12 protein-coding genes and 1 pseudogene are annotated in these 16598 nt (G+C 71.1%); 3 read left to right on the forward strand and 10 right to left on the reverse strand.

Annotation, left to right across the window (positions count from 1 at the left end; genetic code table 11):
* Positions 1–354: 354 nt before the first annotated feature.
* Positions 355–1467 (forward strand): DUF1259 domain-containing protein, encoded by a 1113-nt coding sequence (locus ACIRQP_RS10560; RefSeq protein WP_403886500.1) that lies wholly within the window; start codon positions 355–357, stop codon positions 1465–1467.
* Positions 1468–1613: 146 nt separating this feature from the next.
* On the opposite strand, the gene ACIRQP_RS10565 is transcribed toward ACIRQP_RS10560, so the two are convergent.
* From ACIRQP_RS10565 to ACIRQP_RS10585, 5 genes are all read right to left on the reverse strand, one after another.
* A complete protein-coding gene (locus ACIRQP_RS10565; protein ID WP_403886503.1) occupies positions 1614–2384 on the reverse strand; it encodes an SDR family NAD(P)-dependent oxidoreductase in 771 nt (256 codons plus the stop codon).
* Positions 2371–3576, reverse strand: coding sequence for a serine hydrolase domain-containing protein (locus ACIRQP_RS10570; RefSeq protein WP_403886506.1), 1206 nt, complete (start codon positions 3574–3576; stop codon positions 2371–2373). The genes ACIRQP_RS10565 and ACIRQP_RS10570 overlap by 14 nt, the downstream gene beginning before the upstream one ends.
* A 75-nt stretch (positions 3577–3651) precedes the next feature.
* Positions 3652–4434: an energy-coupling factor ABC transporter ATP-binding protein gene (locus ACIRQP_RS10575; RefSeq protein WP_403886509.1), complete on the reverse strand. Its 783-nt coding sequence runs from the start codon at positions 4432–4434 to the stop codon at positions 3652–3654.
* Positions 4431–5192 carry a cobalt ECF transporter T component CbiQ gene (gene cbiQ, locus ACIRQP_RS10580; RefSeq protein WP_403886512.1) on the reverse strand — a complete coding sequence of 254 codons (762 nt, stop codon included), beginning with the start codon at positions 5190–5192 and terminating at the stop codon, positions 4431–4433. The genes ACIRQP_RS10575 and cbiQ overlap by 4 nt, the downstream gene beginning before the upstream one ends.
* Before the next feature lies 1 nt (position 5193).
* Positions 5194–6243 (reverse strand): energy-coupling factor ABC transporter permease, encoded by a 1050-nt coding sequence (locus ACIRQP_RS10585; RefSeq protein WP_403886515.1) that lies wholly within the window; start codon positions 6241–6243, stop codon positions 5194–5196.
* 266 nt (positions 6244–6509) lie between these two features.
* On the opposite strand from ACIRQP_RS10585, the gene ACIRQP_RS10590 reads away from it, so the two are divergent.
* Positions 6510–6923, forward strand: a complete 414-nt coding sequence (locus ACIRQP_RS10590; protein WP_403886518.1) for an SsgA family sporulation/cell division regulator — start codon at positions 6510–6512, stop codon at positions 6921–6923.
* Between the two features lie 137 nt (positions 6924–7060).
* Here ACIRQP_RS10590 and ACIRQP_RS10595 read toward each other — a convergent pair whose 3' ends face one another.
* Positions 7061–9298 (reverse strand): MMPL family transporter, encoded by a 2238-nt coding sequence (locus ACIRQP_RS10595; protein ID WP_403886521.1) that lies wholly within the window; start codon positions 9296–9298, stop codon positions 7061–7063.
* A gap of 104 nt (positions 9299–9402) precedes the next feature.
* Positions 9403–9975: a TetR/AcrR family transcriptional regulator gene (locus ACIRQP_RS10600; protein ID WP_403886524.1), complete on the reverse strand. Its 573-nt coding sequence runs from the start codon at positions 9973–9975 to the stop codon at positions 9403–9405.
* A 705-nt stretch (positions 9976–10680) separates the two neighbouring features.
* On the opposite strand from ACIRQP_RS10600, the gene ACIRQP_RS10605 reads away from it, so the two are divergent.
* A complete protein-coding gene (locus ACIRQP_RS10605) occupies positions 10681–14046 on the forward strand; it encodes a S41 family peptidase (protein ID WP_403886527.1) in 3366 nt (1121 codons plus the stop codon).
* A 55-nt stretch (positions 14047–14101) separates the two neighbouring features.
* Here ACIRQP_RS10605 and ACIRQP_RS10610 read toward each other — a convergent pair whose 3' ends face one another.
* The 3 genes and pseudogenes from ACIRQP_RS10610 to ACIRQP_RS10620 all read right to left on the reverse strand — a co-directional run bounded on the left by ACIRQP_RS10610 (position 14102) and on the right by ACIRQP_RS10620 (position 16500).
* Positions 14102–14413 (reverse strand): hypothetical protein, encoded by a 312-nt coding sequence (locus ACIRQP_RS10610; protein WP_403886530.1) that lies wholly within the window; start codon positions 14411–14413, stop codon positions 14102–14104.
* A 279-nt stretch (positions 14414–14692) separates the two neighbouring features.
* Positions 14693–14824 (reverse strand): annotated as a pseudogene (locus ACIRQP_RS10615) (alpha/beta hydrolase); the annotation flags it as partial.
* Entirely contained in the window at positions 14821–16500 is a 1680-nt protein-coding gene (locus ACIRQP_RS10620) for a flavin-containing monooxygenase (RefSeq protein WP_403886532.1), read from the reverse strand. The gene ACIRQP_RS10620 and the pseudogene ACIRQP_RS10615, both read right to left, overlap by 4 nt.
* Positions 16501–16598: the final 98 nt, after the last annotated feature.

Genomic DNA, 16598 nt, shown 5'->3' on the forward strand with positions numbered 1-16598 from the left:
GTCGCAGGCCGGGCGGGACTCTCGCAACACGCCCCAGTCTGGGCCCATGCCACCGGACGCCGGCGCCACTGGAGCCGCCTGCTGGAAGCGGCCACCGCTGAATTCGCCCGGTACGGACCGGCGGGCGCCCGGGCGGACCGGATCGCCGAGCAGGCGAAGGCCGACAAGCGCCTGATCTTGGTCATCGTCACCGCGGCGCGGGCCGTGACCGCCCGACTGAGGGCATACAACCCCTCCGTACGCGGCCCTTGGTCCGGACGGTGCCCCTTTGGCAACACTCGCCGGACAGCTCCCGACAGATCCTGCTTTATCCGTCCGCTCGTGTTCTCCTTCCGTCACGGAGGTATCAATGTGATGAGCGGACAACCACATGAAGACGCGGACAACCACGACACACCTGACAGCGACCAGGACCGGGACCAGGACCAGGACGGGAACCAGGACCAGGACCGGGACACGGACCACCGACCAGCGACGCCGCGGCGGCTCCTGCTGACCACGGCCGCGCTGGCGCCACTGCTGGCCGGGATCGGCACCCCCGCCGCCCGCGCCCAGTCGCCGGATCCGGCCCCCGCCACGGTGGCGGGCGGCGGCCACCAGCACGAGCCGGTCCAGCCGGTGACCACCACCCCGGCCGACTGGAAGCAGGTCGCTCAGGCGCTGGGCCGGCCGGGCTCCATGGCCGGCGACAAGGCGTACACCACCCACTTTCCGCGCGGGGACCTCGATGTCGTCTCCTACGGAGTCTCGGTCTCACCCGAACTCGCCCTGGGATCGCACGTGGCCTTTGTCCGCTACGCCGACGGCAACGTGCTGGTCATGGGCGATCTCACGGTGACCGAGGGTGAGCTGCCGGAGGTGACGGATGCCCTCCAGGAGCACGGCATCGAGCAGACCGCGCTGCACAAGCATCTGCTCGCCCACTCCCCCGACGTCTGGTGGACCCATGTCCACGCGCACGGACGTGACCCGGTGGCCATCGCCCGCGGTCTGCGCGCGGCGCTCGACCGCACCGCGTCCCCGCCCGCGGAACCGTTGGGGCCACTGGCACCCCTCGATCTGGACACCGACGGCATCGATGGCGCGCTGGGCGTGAAGGGCTCGAACGACGGCGGGGTCTACAAAGCCACCTTCGCGCGCCGTGAGGTCATCATCGAGAGAGGCATGGCGCTGCCCCGCGGCCTGGGCGCCATCTCGGCCTTCCTCTTCCAGCCCCTGGGCGACGGCAAGGCCGCGCTCAACGGCGATGTGGTGATGGTCGCCGAGGAGGTCCAGAACGTCATCAAGATCCTGCGACGCGGCGGGATCGGTCTGGTCGAGCTGCACAACCACGGCCTCCGGGACGAGCCCCGCCTGTTCTTCATCCACCTCTGGGCCGTGGACGACGCCGTCGAACTGGCCAAGACCCTGCGCAAGGTGGTGGACGCCACGAACGTCGTCACGATCCGGCGCGGGCGCGGGGTATAGCCGGGCCTGCCCGCGCGCAGAGCCGCCGGGGTGGGGCTCGTAGCGCCGCGGCAGCCCGAGCCTCACCTCGTCCCGCCGCACCCGTCCCGCCGCACCCGCCGCACCCGTCCCGCCGCGCCCGGTACACCGCTCCCCTCCGCCCCTCTCTACGCCTCGCCCGCGATCGCCCTCCGCAGCCCCAGGTTGCTCGTCAGGATCCCGCCGTCGACCGGCAGCGTCACTCCCGTGATCCAGGAGGCGTCGGCGGAGGCCAGGAACGCGACCGCCGCGGCGATATCGGCCGGCGTACCCACCCGTCCCATCGGGTAGTGGGCGGCGGCGCGGTCCAGTTCCGCCTCGCGGCCCGCCCAGGCGCCGGTGTGGATCGTGCCGGGCTCCACGAGGTTGACGCGGACGCCGCGCGGGGCCGCGTGGCCCGCGAGCGTGCGGGTCAGGCTCGTCAGGCCCGCCTTGGCTGCGCTGTAGGCGTGGTTGCCGAAGTCCTGTTCGCCGTTGACCGAGCCGATCGAGACGATCGCGCCCCGGCCCGAGGCCGCCAGATGCGGCAGCGCCGCGCGGGCGCAGCGGAAGGCGCCTGTCAGGGTGATGTCGAGATCCAGCGCCCAGACCTCGTCCGGTTCGTCCTCGAACAGCGGGGCGTCCCGCGTGCACGAGTACGCGTTGTTCACCAGCACGTCCAGCGAGCCGAAGGTCTCGGCCGCGTACGCCACCGCCGCCTCCACCGACGCCCGGTCCGCCACGTCGCAGCCGAGCGCGACCGCGCCCGGGATGGACTCGGCGGCCGTCACCGCCCGCTTCTCGTCCAGGTCCGTCACCAGGACGCGCGCGCCCTCCACCGCCAGCCTGCGCGCGGTCGCCTCGCCGATGCCCCGGCCCGCTCCGGTGATCAGAACTCCGTATCCGTCAAATCGCCTCATCCGGCGATGATGTCGCCGATCGCACCGCGCGCACCAGAGCCTGTGCGCGGGGGTCCGCCGTCACTCCCTTGCGCATCCCGTTCGTCACATACCCCATCGCGATGCCCGACTCCGGATCGGCGAAGCCCAGCGAGCCGCCGCGCCCCGGGTGTCCGAAGGAACCGGGGCCCAGCAGCGGGGCGGCCGGGCCGTGCAGCATGAAGCCCAGGCCGAAGCGGGTGGCGACGACCAGGACCCGGTCCGGGCCCACCGATTCCTCCGTACGCGCGAGCGTCAGCGTCGCCGGGGCGAACAGCCGGTGGCCGTCGACGGGGCCGATCATCGCGGCGTAGCAGCGGGCCAGCGCGCGGGCGGTCGAGATGCCCCCGGAGGCGGGGAGTTCAGCGGCGCGGTAGGCCGGGGCGTTCTCGTCGGGCCGGGGTTCGATGACGCCGAACGCGCGCCGCGTCAGGGACTCCGCGTCGCGGTACGCCTCCGACACGGACCGTTTCGGCCGCAGCCTGAGCGCGCCGCCGACCGCCGTCGGCTCCTCGACCGGACCGATCCGGCCGACCCGGTGGGCCTCCTCGGCGGGCAGTCCGACCCAGAAGTCCAGCCCCAGCGGCCGGGCGATCTCCTCGGCGATCCACCGGCCCACGCTGCGGCCGGTGACCCGTCTGACCAGTTCGGCGATCAGCCAGCTGTAGGTGTGCGCGTGATAGCCGTGGTCGGTGCCCGGCTCCCACTCCGGCCGCTGGGCGGCCAGGGCCCGCGCGCCCGACTCCCCGTCGATGGCCTCGGCCGGGGTGAGCGGCCGGTCGAGCACCGGCACCCCGGCGCGGTGCGACAGGAGGTGGCGTACGAGCGCCCGCTCCTTGCCCGCCGACTTGAACTCCGGCCAGTACGTGCCGACCGGGGCGTCGAGGTCGATCTGCCCGCGCTGGTACAGCAGCAGCGGTACGGCGGCGGCGACGCCCTTCGTGGCGGAGCGGACGACCTGTGCCGTGTCGACGGCCCACGGCGCCGCGTCCGCGCCCCCGTCGGCCGGCTCCTGTCCGGTGACATCACGGGTGCCCGCCCACAGATCGACGACCTTGCGCCCGTCCCGGTACACGGCGACGGCCGCGCCCCGTTCTCCCCGCCGCTCGAAGTTCCGTACGAACGCGTCCCTGACCGGCTCGAAGCCCGCCTCCACCGTGCCCTGGACGTCCACGCCCGCACTCCCGCCCGTCGGTACCCACGCCTCGTACCGCTCGTCGTCCCGCCACGCCCCGGCGGCGCGACCCCTCTATGGTGCAACGTGTCCCGACGACACGGAACGCGGGTCGAAACCGAACGGCAGCTCCAACCGGTGCGCGCCCATCAGCTTCTCGTCGCCGAGGAGTTGCCCCGTGGGCCCGTCCGCCACGATGACGCCCTCGCTCAGGATCACCGCACGCGGACAGAGTTCGAGAGCGTACGGCAGATCGTGCGTCACCATCAGTACGGTGATGTCCAGCGCCCGCAGGATGTCGGCCAGTTCACGCCGGGACGCCGGGTCGAGATTGGACGAGGGCTCGTCGAGGACGAGGATCTCCGGCTCCATGGCCAGCACGGTCGCCACCGCGACCCGGCGGCGCTGGCCGAAGGAGAGATGGTGCGGCGGCCGGTCCGCGTACTCCGCCATCCCGACCTGGCCGAGCGCGGTGGTGACCCGGGCCTCCAGTTCGGGGCCGCGCAGCCCGGAGGCCGCCGGGCCGAAGGCCACGTCCTCGCGCACCGTCGGCATGAACAGCTGGTCGTCCGGGTCCTGGAAGACGATGCCGACCCGGCGGCGGATCTCGGCCAGATTCCGTTTCGCCACCGGCACCCCGGCGACCGCGACCGAACCGGCCCCGGCGGTCAGGATGCCGTTGAGATGCAGGACGAGCGTGGTCTTTCCGGCGCCGTTGGGCCCCAGCAGCGCCACCCGCTCACCGCGTCCGACGGTCAGATCGACACCGAAGAGGGCCTGATGGCCGTCGGGATAGGCGTACGCGAGCCCGCTGACCTCAAGAGAGGCGGGCGCGGTGGGGACGGGAAGCTCGGTCATAGGGTCCAGCCAAGCAGACAGACGGCGAGCGCCGTCACGGGGAGGGTGGCGGCGTACGTCCACTGCGCCCGGGACGCGGTCACCTCGTCGATGACCGGCATGGTGCCCGCGTACCCTCTGCTGACCATCGCCAGATGCACCCGCTCACCGCGCTCGTAGGAGCGGATGAAGAGCGCGCCGGCGGACTTGGCGAGGACGCCCCAGTGCCGGACGCCCCGGGCCTCGAAGCCGCGCGAGCGCCGGGCGACCGACATCCGTCGCATCTCGTCGGTGATGACATCGCCGTAGCGGATCATGAAGGACGCGATCTGCACCAGCATCGGCGGCAGCCGCAGCCGTTGGAGCCCGAGCAGCAGGGAGCGCAGCTCGGTCGTGGAGGCGAGGATCACGGACGCGGCGACGCCCAGCGTCCCCTTCGCGAGGACGTTCCAGGCGCCCCAGAGCCCGGGGACGCTCAACGACAGCCCCAGGAAACGGACTTGATCGCCGGGGACCACGAAGGGCATGAGGAACGCGAAGGCCACGAACGGGATCTCGATCAGCAGCCGGCGCAACAGGACGCCCGCGGGGATACGGGCCGCGCGCGTCACGGCCGCGAGCAGCACGGCGTACAGCGCGAACGCCCAGACCGCCTCGCGCGGGGTGGAGACCACCACGAGCACGAAGCAGAAGACGGCGGCCAGTTTGCAGTGCGGCGGCAGCGCGTGGACCGGCGAGTGTCCGTGCCGGTAGAGCGTGTGGGCGTGACCCGCGCCCATGTCAGACGTTCCCGCCGGCCACGGCCGTATCCGCCGTGGTACGGCGCCGTCGTACCGCCCAGAAGACACCACTGCCCACGGCCACCGTCGCGCCCACCCCGATCACGCCGGCGAGCCCGCCGGAGATCCGGGCGTCGCCCACGTCCTTGACGCCGTAGTCGGCGAGCGGGGAGTCGGCGGTGTGGTGCGGCTCGGTCTTCCGGTCGATGCCCTGGTCGGCGGCGACCTTCTCCAGGCCGTCGGGGCTCGCGGAGGCGTAGAAGGAGACGAAACCGGCCAGGACGAGCGCCGTGACCAGCCCGGTCGCCCAGACCTTACGGGTGGAGCGCGCGGCCACCGGCACCGGGCCGGACGCCGGGGCGGCGTCGACCAGTTCACCGCCCACCCGCAGCTTCAACGGCGCGGACAGCCCCCGGGCGCCGTACACGAGGTCGGGCCGTACGGCGATGACCGCGCCGACCGTCAGGGCGGTGATCGCGGCCTCGCCGATACCGATGAGCACATGCACCCCGACCATCCCCGTCAGCACCTTGCCGATCGGGATGTCGGTCGTCCCGCCGATCCAGTAGAAGAAGGTGAACGCGAGGGCCGCGGCCGGTACGGAGACCAGCGCCGCGACGAACGACGAGACGGTCACCGAGCGGCGCGTACGCGGCAGGACCTTCACCAGTGCGCGGAAGAACGCGTACGCGACGACGGTCGTCACCACGGCCATGTCGGTGATGTTCACCCCGAGCGCGGTGAGCCCGCCGTCCGCGAAGAGGATGCCCTGCATGAGCAGGACGACGGAGATACAGAGGACCCCGGTATAAGGGCCGACGAGTATCGCCGCGAGCGCACCGCCCAGCAGATGCCCGCTTGTCCCGGCGGCCACCGGGAAGTTGAGCATCTGTACGGCGAAGATGAACGCGGCGACGAGTCCGGCGAGCGGCGCGGTGCGCTCGTCCAGCTCCCGGCGTGCGCCGCGCAGACTGACCGCGACGGCGCCCGCGGCGACGGCACCGGACGCGGCCGAGACGGGCAGATCGATGAATCCGTCGGGGACATGCATGGCGGGGGCTCTGCTTTCTGATCGTTCGACGCGGTGATGAGCCGTTCGATGATTGCTCTCTTGCGAGAAGGTCGCAAGAGCAGGTGACATGCAGAGTGCTGGGAAGGTGTTCCGTAGGTGTGCGAACGGCAAAGCTGTGGACAAATGCGGGAGGTTTTGTATTATTAGGAGTTAAATGTCCGGTTCATTGAGGAACCGTGCTCCCGATCCAGCCCAGCCACAGCAGCCACAGCAGCCGTCGCAGCAGCCACCGAGGAGCCGAGTCGATGTCACGCACCGTCGAGCAGCCCGCCATAGCCCGTCTCATCACGGACGCCCCCCACCCGAAGACCGTTTCCGTCACCTTCCGCTACGACGGCGGCGATCCGCTCGCCATACGTATCGTGTTCCCTCCCGAGGTCTCGCCCGACGATGACGAGGTCGTCTGGGCCTTCGCCCGCGATCTCCTCGAATCCGGCCTGCGGCTGCCCTCGGGCGAGGGCGACGTACAGGTATGGCCCTGCGGCCGGGCCCAGACCGTGGTGGAGTTCTACTCGCCGGACGGGGTGGCGGTGGTCCAGTTCGACACCGCACCGCTGCGCCGGTTCCTGGACAGCTCGTACGCGATGGTCCCGGCCGGCCAGGAGCGGCACGACATCGAGGTCGAGACCGAGCTGAGCAAACTCCTCCACAGAACGTGAAACGCACAGCGGCCCGGCCGCCACCCCTCAGGGTGTACGACCGAGCCGCGTAGCACGCTCCGGCTCCCGTCCCCACGGCCGCCGGGCGCGATCCGGGGCCACGCACCGCTCATGCGGCGGCCCCGGAGCAGGTGGGGTCAGACGCCCACGAGCTCACGGTCCGCGCCGGGCCCGCCGTCCGGACCCCGTGACGCGTCGTCCCCGAGCCGGTGGCGCAGCGCCTCGCCCTCCACATCCACATTGGGCAGCGCCCTGTCCAGCCAGCGCGGCAGCCACCACGCCTTGTTGCCGAGCAGCGCGAGCACCGCGGGCACGATCGCCATCCGGACCACGAACGCGTCGAAGAAGACCGCGATGGCCAGCCCGAAACCGATCATCTTGATCATCGACTCGCTGGAGCCGATGAAGCCGGCGAAGACCGCGATCATGATCACCGCGGCGGCCGAGACCACCCGCGCGCCGTGCCGGAACCCGGTGACGATCGCCTCACCGGGCCGCTCCCCGTGGACATACGCCTCCCGCATCCGGGTGACGAGGAAGACCTCGTAGTCCATGGCGAGACCGAAGACCACGCCCACCATGAAGATCGGCATCATCGACATCACCGGACCGGTCTGCTCGACCCCGAGCAGCCCTCCGAGCCAGCCCCACTGGAAGACCGCGACGACCGCGCCGAGGGCGGCGACCACGGAGAGCAGGAAGCCGAGAGCGGCCTTGAGCGGCACGAGCACGGAGCGGAAGACGAGCATCAGCAGGAGAAAGGCGAGTCCGACGACGAGCGCGAGATAGGGCAGCAGCGCGTCGTTCATCTTCTGCGAGAAGTCGATGTTCATCGCGGTGGAACCGGTGACCAGGACCTTTGCACCGCTGTCCGACGTGATCTCCCCGCCGGTGTCCCGGATGGAGTGGACCAGGTCCTCGGTCTTGACCGAGGAGGGGCGGTCCTCGGGGATCACCGTGATGGTCGCGGTGTCGCCCGCCTTGTTGACGGTGGACGGAGTGACGACGGCGACGCCGTCCAGCTTCTTCACCGTGTCCGACAGCTCGGTGGCCGCCACCTTGGCGTTGTCATTGGCCTTGCCGTCCACGACGACCATCAGCGGCCCGTTGAACCCGGGGCCGAAGCCGTCCGAGAGCAGGTCGTACGCCTTGCGCTGAGAGGTGGACGGCGGCTGCGAACCGTCGTCGCCCAGCCCCAGTTCCAGCGAGGCCGCCGGGATCGCGATGGCCCCGAGACCCAGAACGGCCGTGACCAGAACCGCGACCGGACGACGCAGCACGAAGCGCGCCCAGCGGGTACCCATGTTCGGCTTCCCCGTCTCCTTGCCGCCCGCGGCCTTGGCGTCCATGGCCCTGCGGTCCTTGCGGCCGTGCACCCGCCTGCCCGCGAAGCCCAGCGCCGCCGGGATGAGGGTGAGCGCGATGAGGACGGCGATCACGACCGTACCGGCGGCGGCGAAGCCCATCTTGGTGAGCATCGGGATATTGACGACGGCCAGCCCGACGAGCGCGATCACCACGGTGAGACCGGCGAACACCACGGCCGACCCGGCGGTACCGACGGCCCGTCCCGCCGCCTCCTCGTGCTCCCTGCCCTCGGCCAGCTCGGCCCGGTAGCGGGAGACGATGAACAGCGCGTAGTCGATCCCGACCGCGAGACCGATCATCATCGCCAGGATGGAGGTGGTGGAGCCCAGATCGAGGACGCCGGCCAGCGCGGTGATCGTGGACACCCCGACGCCGACCCCGATGAGGGCGGTCAGCAGCGGCAGCCCCGCCGCGATCAGCGAACCGAACGTGATGACCAGCACCACCGCGGCCACGGCCACACCGATGATCTCCGTGGACCCGGTCTCGGGAGTGGCCTGGAGCGCGTCCCCGCCGACCTCCACCGTCAGCCCCCGCGCCCGCGCCTCGGCGCCGGTCTCCTCAAGCGCGGTACGGGTCTCGTCGGTCAGCTCCATCGAGGCGACCTTGTACGAGACCTGGACGTACGCCGTCGAGCCGTCCTTCGAGACGGCGTTCGCGGTGTACGGATCGGTCACGGAGCCGACCTGGTCGGACCCGCCCGACAGCTCATCGACGATCTCCCCGACCTCGGCCTTGTGACCGGCGTCGGTCATCTTCTCGCCGGCCGCCGCCTTGAAGACGACCCGAGCGGTCGCACCGTCGGCACTGGCTCCGGGGAAGCGCTGTTCCAACAGGTCGAAGGCCTTCTGCGCCTCCGTCCCCGGTATCGAGAAGGAACTGGACGTGGGCGTGGACGCGGAGGCGGCTCCGACACCGGCGAGCGCGAGCAGTGCCACCCACACCAGGGCGACAAAGTTGCGGCGCCGGAAGGCAAGCCGTCCGAGTTTGTAGAGGAACGTGGCCACGAGGGCGTACTCCCGGGTCTGTGAATGGATCTGAGGGCATGGGGAGCCGGCCCGACGGCGAGAGAGCGGCACGCGTCAGGTAATGCGGGTGCTGAGGGGGACTGTCAGACGCCGAGGGCGGGGAGGATCACGGCGTCGAAATACGAAGTGAGGAAGTCCCGGTCGGGCGACCGGTCCTCGATCAGCTGCCGGGCGACGAGGGCGCCGACCAGCATGTGCGTGACGTACTTCAGCGCGGGATTGTCCACGGCGACCTCGCCGCGGTTCACAGCACGCTGGAGAATCTCCGCGAGCCCATTGAGCTCGGGCTCGATCAAGAGCTCGCGAAGCGCCTGATGGAGATCGGGGTTGTCGTGGACGGCATGGAAAAGACCTCGCATCAGCGCGCTGTCCTTCTCCATCTGGCAGTCGTCGGTGAGTGCCATCACGGCGTGGAAGTCACCGCGCAGTGAGCCGGTGTCCACGTCGACGAGCTCGATCGGCTTGTTGTGCCGCATCGCATGGGCGACCAGCTCGGGCTTGCTCCCCCACTGGCGGTAGAGGGTGGCCTTGCTGGAACGGGTGCGGGCGGCGATGGCGTCCATGGTGAGGGCGTCATAACCGACCTCGCGCAGCAGATCGAGCACGGCGGCGTACAACTGTGCTTCACGCTCGGGGGTGAGCCTGCTGCGCGCCACGATCTGCTCCTGCCAAACGAAACGGTTTCGTACAGTACGAAGATAGCCCCACCCCCAACGAAACGAAACCGTTTCGCTTGTGGGCTACGCCATATTTTTTGGTGGACTCGGCCCGCCTCGGGGCGGGGTGGGGTGGGGCGGGGTTCACAAGACAGACACGCACCTCCTCCGACCCCGACCCCCTCCCCCCGGCGGTCGGCTCCCACTCACCGCCCGCCTGAGGATGGGGGTGAGTGCCGTCCGGTGGTCGCCCCAGCCTGACGCTCGGGGTGCTGGCTGGGGTGGGCTGCCGATCCGTTCCGGGTGCGGTCTGTCTTTCCGGCGGCGAGTGAGCCGAAGGGGCGCGTCGACGTCGAAAGGGAGAGCGCGCGGAGGTTCGTGAGGAACGAGCGAATCGAGCACGGTCGACCGTCGACGTCGGCATAAAGCGCCCCGGAGGCGAACCGAGCCCCCAAAAAATAGGCCGCGCGCGGCGGTGCGGAGACGTTGGCGTTCAGGTCTTTCCCCGGCCGCCGGCAGCCGACCACGCACCGCACCCCCGCCGGAGGCGCACCGCCCCGGCAGCCGACCGCGAGACCGCAACCGGCCACCCACCGACCCCGCACCCCCGCTGGAGGCGCACCGCACCCCCCCGCCGGACGGCGCCCCGCTGGACAGCGACACGCCAGGAGGCGCCACACCCACGGAAAGTGCAGCATTAGGTGGGTGAGTGACGACGTCGCGTATCTCCGCTTCCCGCACCTTCACGACGATTCCCTGTGCTTCGCCGCCGAGGACGACCTCTGGGTCGCCCCCCTCGTCCCCGCCGGGCACCGCCCCGCCCGTGCCTGGCGGGTCACCGTCGACCGCACCAGGGTCGGCCACCCCCGCTTCTCCCCCGACGGCCGCCACATCGCCTATACGACCTGGCGCAGTCTCGACCCCGAGATCCATCTCGTCCCGGTCGCCGGAGGGCCCTCCCGCCGGCTCACCTACTGGGGCGCCACCGACACCCGCGTCTGCGGCTGGGCGCCCCCCGACAAGAACGGCGAGTCCCAGATCCTCGCGGTCTCCTCGCACGGCCAGCCGTTCTCCTACTTCGCCTGGGCCTACAGCCTCCCCCTCGACGGCTCCCCCGGCGGCGCGCTGCCCTGGGGCCCGGTCAACGACATCGCCGTCGCGGACCTGGAGGGCGCGCACCGTACGCTCCTGCTCACCGGAAAGCCGCCGCACGAGCCCGCCGCCTGGAAGCGGTACCGCGGCGGCGCGATGGGCCGGCTCTGGCTGCACGGCGAACGGCTGCTCGCGGATCTCGGGGGCCATCTCGACTGCCCGATGTTCGTCGACGGCCGGATCGCGTTCCTCTCCGACCACGAGGGCGTCGGCAACCTCTACTCCTGCCGTCCCGACGGCACCGATCTGCGCCGGCACACCGACCACGACGCCTTCTACGCCCGCCACGCCTCGTCCGACGGGCGCCGGGTCGTCTACCAGTGCGCGGGGGACCTCTGGCTGGTCGACTCGCTGACGCCCGACGCGGTGCCGCGCAAGCTGGACGTACGGCTGGGCGGTCAGCGCGCGGGACGGCGGGACTACCAGGTCCCGGCCAGCAGCCATGTCGCCGGGATCTCCGTGGACATGACGGGCCGGGCGAGCGCCGTCTCCGTACGCGGCAGCCTGTACTGGCTCACCCATCGCGACGGCCCGGCCCGCACGATCGCGGACACCCCCGGCGTCCGGGTCCGGTTCCCCGTGATGCTCGGCGACAGCGGCCAGGTCGCGTACGTCACCGACGCGGAGGGCGAGGACGCGATCGAGATCGCGTATCTGCCCAGGGCGAGCGGTGAACGGCAGCCTCGGCGGCTGGCCTCCGGACAGCTGGGCCGCGTACGGGAGATGGTGGCGGGCCCCGACGGGGAGCGGATCGCGATCGCCTCGCACGACGGCAGACTGCTGCTGATAGACACGGCGGGACCCGAACCGGAAGCGAAACCGAAACCGATCGCGGACACAGCGACCGGCACGGAACCAACGGCCAACACCCAAGCGGCAACAGACACCGCCGCCCCCACCCCGGAACCGGTCACCGAACTCATCCGCTCCATCAACGGCGCCGTCACCGACCTCGCCTTCTCCCCCGACGGCGGCTGGCTGACCTGGTCCCACCCCGGCATCGGCCGCTCCCTCCGGCAGATCAAGCTGGCCAAGATCGCCGGGAGCTTCGCCCGTACGATCGTCGACGTCACCAACGGCCGCTTCGAGGACGAGAATCCGGTCTTCACCAGCGACGGCCGCTATCTCGCGTTCCTGTCCTGGCGCGGCTTCGACCCGGTGTACGACGTGCACACCGGCGACCTCTCCTTCCCGCTGGGCTGCCGCCCCTATCTCGTACCGCTCTCCTCCGCGACCCCGTCGCCCTTCGCGCTGTCGCCGGAGGGCCGCCCCGCGGCCGGCGGACTCGACCCGTCCGTCGGCGAGTCCGGCGACGGTACGGTCACCGTCGAGGTCGAGGGGCTGGCCGACCGCGTCACCCCGTTCCCCGTCACCGCGTCCAAGTACTCCGCGCTCTATCCGGTCAGCGGTGGCGGTCTGGTGTGGCTGCGCTGGCCGATCTCCGGCGCGCTCGGCGAGACCTTCGCCAACCCCGCCGACATGTCGGGCCGCCCCACCCTCGAACACTTCGACATCACGAAGGCGCGCAAGAGCGAACTCGTCGGTCATCTGGACTGGTTCGTGCCGAGCGGCGACGGCTCCCGGCTGGTCGTCGTGGACGACGGCGAACTGCGCGCCGTGCCCGCCACCGAGCCCGGTGACGGCGATACGACCGTCTATCTCGACATGCGCAGGATTCTGCACGACGTCGACCCCGGTGCGGAGTGGCGCCAGGCGTTCGACGAGGCGGGGCGCGTCATCCGCGCCTATTTCTGGGAGCCGGACATGTGCGGCATCGACTGGGACGGGGTGCTCGACCAGTACCGTCCGCTGGTCGAACGGGTCTGCTCCCCCGACGAGTTCGCGGATCTGCTGCGCGAGGTCCTGGGCGAACTGGGTACGTCCCACGCGTATGTCACCCCGGCCCGCCGCAACGAGGGGCCGCCGCACTACCAGCGCCCGATCGGTCTGCTCGGCGCCAATCTGGTCTGCCGGGACGGCGAGTGGATGATCAAGCGGATCCTGCCCGGCGACTCCTCCGACTCCAAGGCGCGCTCACCGCTGGCCGGTACGGGCATCCGCGAGGGCGCGGTCCTGACCCATGTGGACGGCCGGCCGGTCGATCCGGTGGCCGGTCCCTATCCCCTGCTGGCCGCCGCCGGCGGCACGACCGTCGAGCTGACCTTCCGGCCCGCGGAGCGCAACCGCCCCTCCCGCCGCGTCGCGGTGGTCCCGCTCATCGACGAACGCCCGCTGCGCTACCAGGACTGGGTGGCCAAACGCCGTGAGGCCGTACGGGAGATCAGCGGCGGCAGATGCGGCTATCTGCACATCCCCGACATGGGCGGCTCCGGCTGGGCCCAGTTCAACCGGGATCTGCGGCTTGAGGTCTCACGCCCCGCGCTGATCGTGGACGTACGGGGCAACGCGGGGGGCCACATCAGCGAGCTGGTCGTCGAGAAGCTGACCCGCCGGATCATCGGCTGGGACCTGACGCGCGACGCGCAGCCCGTCTCGTACGCGTCGAACGCGCCGCGCGGCCCGGTCGTCGCGCTCGCCGACGAGGCGACCTCGTCCGACGGCGACATGATCACCGCGGCCTTCCGGCTGCTGAACCTCGGGCCTGTGGTCGGCCAGCGCACCTGGGGCGGGGTGGTCGGGATGACGGGACGGCACCGGCTCGGCGACGGCACGGTGATCACGGTGCCCATGAACGCCGCATGGTTCGACGCGTACGGCTGGTCCATCGAGAACCATGGCGTGGAACCGGACATCGAGGCGCTGCGCACCCCCCTCGACTGGGCGGAGGGCCGGCACGCCCAGCTCGACGACGCGGTCTGGATGGCGCTGGACCTGCTGGCCGGGCATCCGGCCTCGACACCGCCGGGGTACGGAGCGGTCCCGGACCTGCGCCGCCCGCCCCTCCCGCCGCGGGCATAAAGGGGAGGCGCACCCGGCGGAACCGGGTGCGCCTCGCTGTCATCAAGCCATGCACTCAGGCGTCGAAGCGGTCATCCAGCTCGTCGCGCACGTTCTGCGCGTTCTGCACGTTCTTCTGCGCGTTGTTGTGCTGCGCGTCGTGCTGGACGTCGTTCTGCACGTTGTTCTGCTGGGCGTTGTTCTGCTGGGCGTCGTGCTGCCCCGGGTTGCGGTCCCTGGCGGGTGAGCCGGGCTGCGAACCGCGGTCGGGCTGTCCGGGGCGGCCGGGCTGCTGCGGCCGGTCGTCCTTCTTGTCGCCCTGTCGCGACTTCGCCTGCTGGGCGGCCAGCTCTTCGGCCTTGTCCTTGAACTGATCGGCAATAGCCATGGAATGTCACTCCTGAGGGGGTGTTGGGGGGCACCGGAGTGGGGCCTCGACCAGACTTACACGCCCCGACATTCCGCGCATTTCGATCAGTAACGCTGTGTGCGGTCCGGCGTGTCGGCCGCCCCGCCCGCCCCGACCAACCCCTTTCGCACGCCCGCCAGACGTGGTTCGAAGCGGCGCGTCTCGCGCTGCCCGACCGCCGCGACGAGGGCGGCGGATATCCGCGTACGGACCGCGTTCCGCGCGGCCACCACCGCGCGTACACATGCGCCGCGCGACGGCCGGGCCGCAGGTCCAGCCGTGCGCGAGGACGACGGCGGGCCGGCCGTCGTCGCCGTGGACCTCGACATGGATACGGGTGCCGTCGGCGGAGACGGCGGTCAGTTCGCGCTCCTTGTGCGGCTGCCTCATCGGACGCTCTCCCGCGCGGCCCGCGTCCCGGCGCGCGTCCCGGCGCGCTGCTCGGACGCCCGCTGCTCGGACGCCCGCTCCTCTGGCATCCGCCTCTCCGCGACCGGCCTCTCCGCCTGCCGCGGCACCCGCGCGGACGCGGTGGCGCGGATCACCTCGTACTCCGCGAGATCGACCTCCCGGGTGGCCCGCCGGAACTCGGACGTCGTCCCCGGCCAGACGGTGGTGTTGCGGCCCTGCTCGTCCAGGTACCAGCTGGTGCAGCCGCCGGTGTTCCACACGGTCCGCTTCATGCGCTCCTGCACCCGGTGGTTCCAGGCGCGTACGGCGGCGGGCCGCGGCTCCAGCGCCACGCGCCCGCTCCCCGTGCCGCCCCCGGCACCCGCCGCGCTCCGCCGGCCCCCGAGGCCGTCCAACTGCCGCAGATAGTCGGCCATGTAGTTCAGCTGGGACTCGATCATCAGGATCATCGAGGAGTTCCCGAGACCGGTGTTGGGGCCGACGATCGTCATCCAGTTGGGGAAGCCCGCCGCGGTCGCGCCGCGCAGCGACTCCATCCCGTCCTTCCACGCCTCCGCGAGCGTGATCCCGTCGGCGCCCACCACCCGCTCGGCGATCGGCATGTCCGTCACATGGAAGCCGGTCCCGAAGACGATCACGTCGGCCTCGGTCTCCGTACCGTCCGCCGCGACCAGTGTGGAACCGCGCACCTCGGCCAGCCCCGAGGTGACCAGGTCCACATTGGGCCGGGCGACCGCCGGATAGTACGAACTGGAGAGCAGGATGCGCTTGCAGCCGATGCGGTACGAGGGCGTCAGTTTGGCGCGCAGCACCGGGTCCTTGATCGCTCTCGCCATATTGGCCTTGGCGAGGGCCTCGACGAACCCGAGTCCGTCCGGCCGCTTGGTGAAGGCCTGGACCTGTAACTCCCGGATGCCCCACAGGAACCGGCGCCGCAGGCTCCCGGTGAACGGCAGCGCCCGGTGCAGCCGGCGCTCGGCCCCGGATATCGCCCGGTCGACGCGCGGCATCACCCAGGGCGGTGTCCGCTGGAACAGCGTGAGCCGGCCCACCTCGGGCTGGATCGCCGGCACGATCTGTATGGCGGAGGCGCCGGTACCGATCACGGCGACGCGCTTGCCGCGCAGGTCGTGGCCGTGGTCCCAGCGGGCCGAGTGGAAGACCTTCCCCGGGAAACCGGCGAGCCCGGGTATCTCCGGGATCTTCGGATCGGAGAGCGCCCCGGTCGCGGAGACGATGACATCGGCGGTGATCGTTCCGCGCGAGGTCTCGATCTCCCAGCGCAGGGCGTCTTTGTCCCAGCGCATCAGCCGTGCCTCGTGGTTCAGCCGCAGATGCGGCCGGAGCCCGAAGGTGTCCGCGACATGCTCCAGATACGCCCTGATGTGCCGCTGCCCGGAGAAGGTGCGCGGCCAGTCGGGGTTGGGCGCGAACGAGAACGAGTAGAGGTGTGAGGGTACGTCGCAGGCGCATCCCGGATAGTTGTTGTCCCGCCAGGTCCCGCCGACCGAGTCGGCACGCTCCAGCACGACGAAGTCGGTCATCCCCTCCCGGCGAAGCCGGACGGCCGCCCCGAGCCCTCCGAACCCGGACCCGACCACCGCCACGTGTACGTGCTCGCGCTGGTGGTCGTGGTCATGTTCGTGCTGGCCCATACCGCCTCCTGATACCGGACGACATCCACGCAACCCCGCCACTCATCACTGGCATGATGTGGAGGGTAGAGCAGTTGACTACTGATAGGTAGGGGCTG

The sequence above is a fragment of the Streptomyces sp. NPDC102274 genome, assembly GCF_044766385.1.
In the GTDB taxonomy this organism is placed as follows: Bacteria; Actinomycetota; Actinomycetes; order Streptomycetales; family Streptomycetaceae; genus Streptomyces.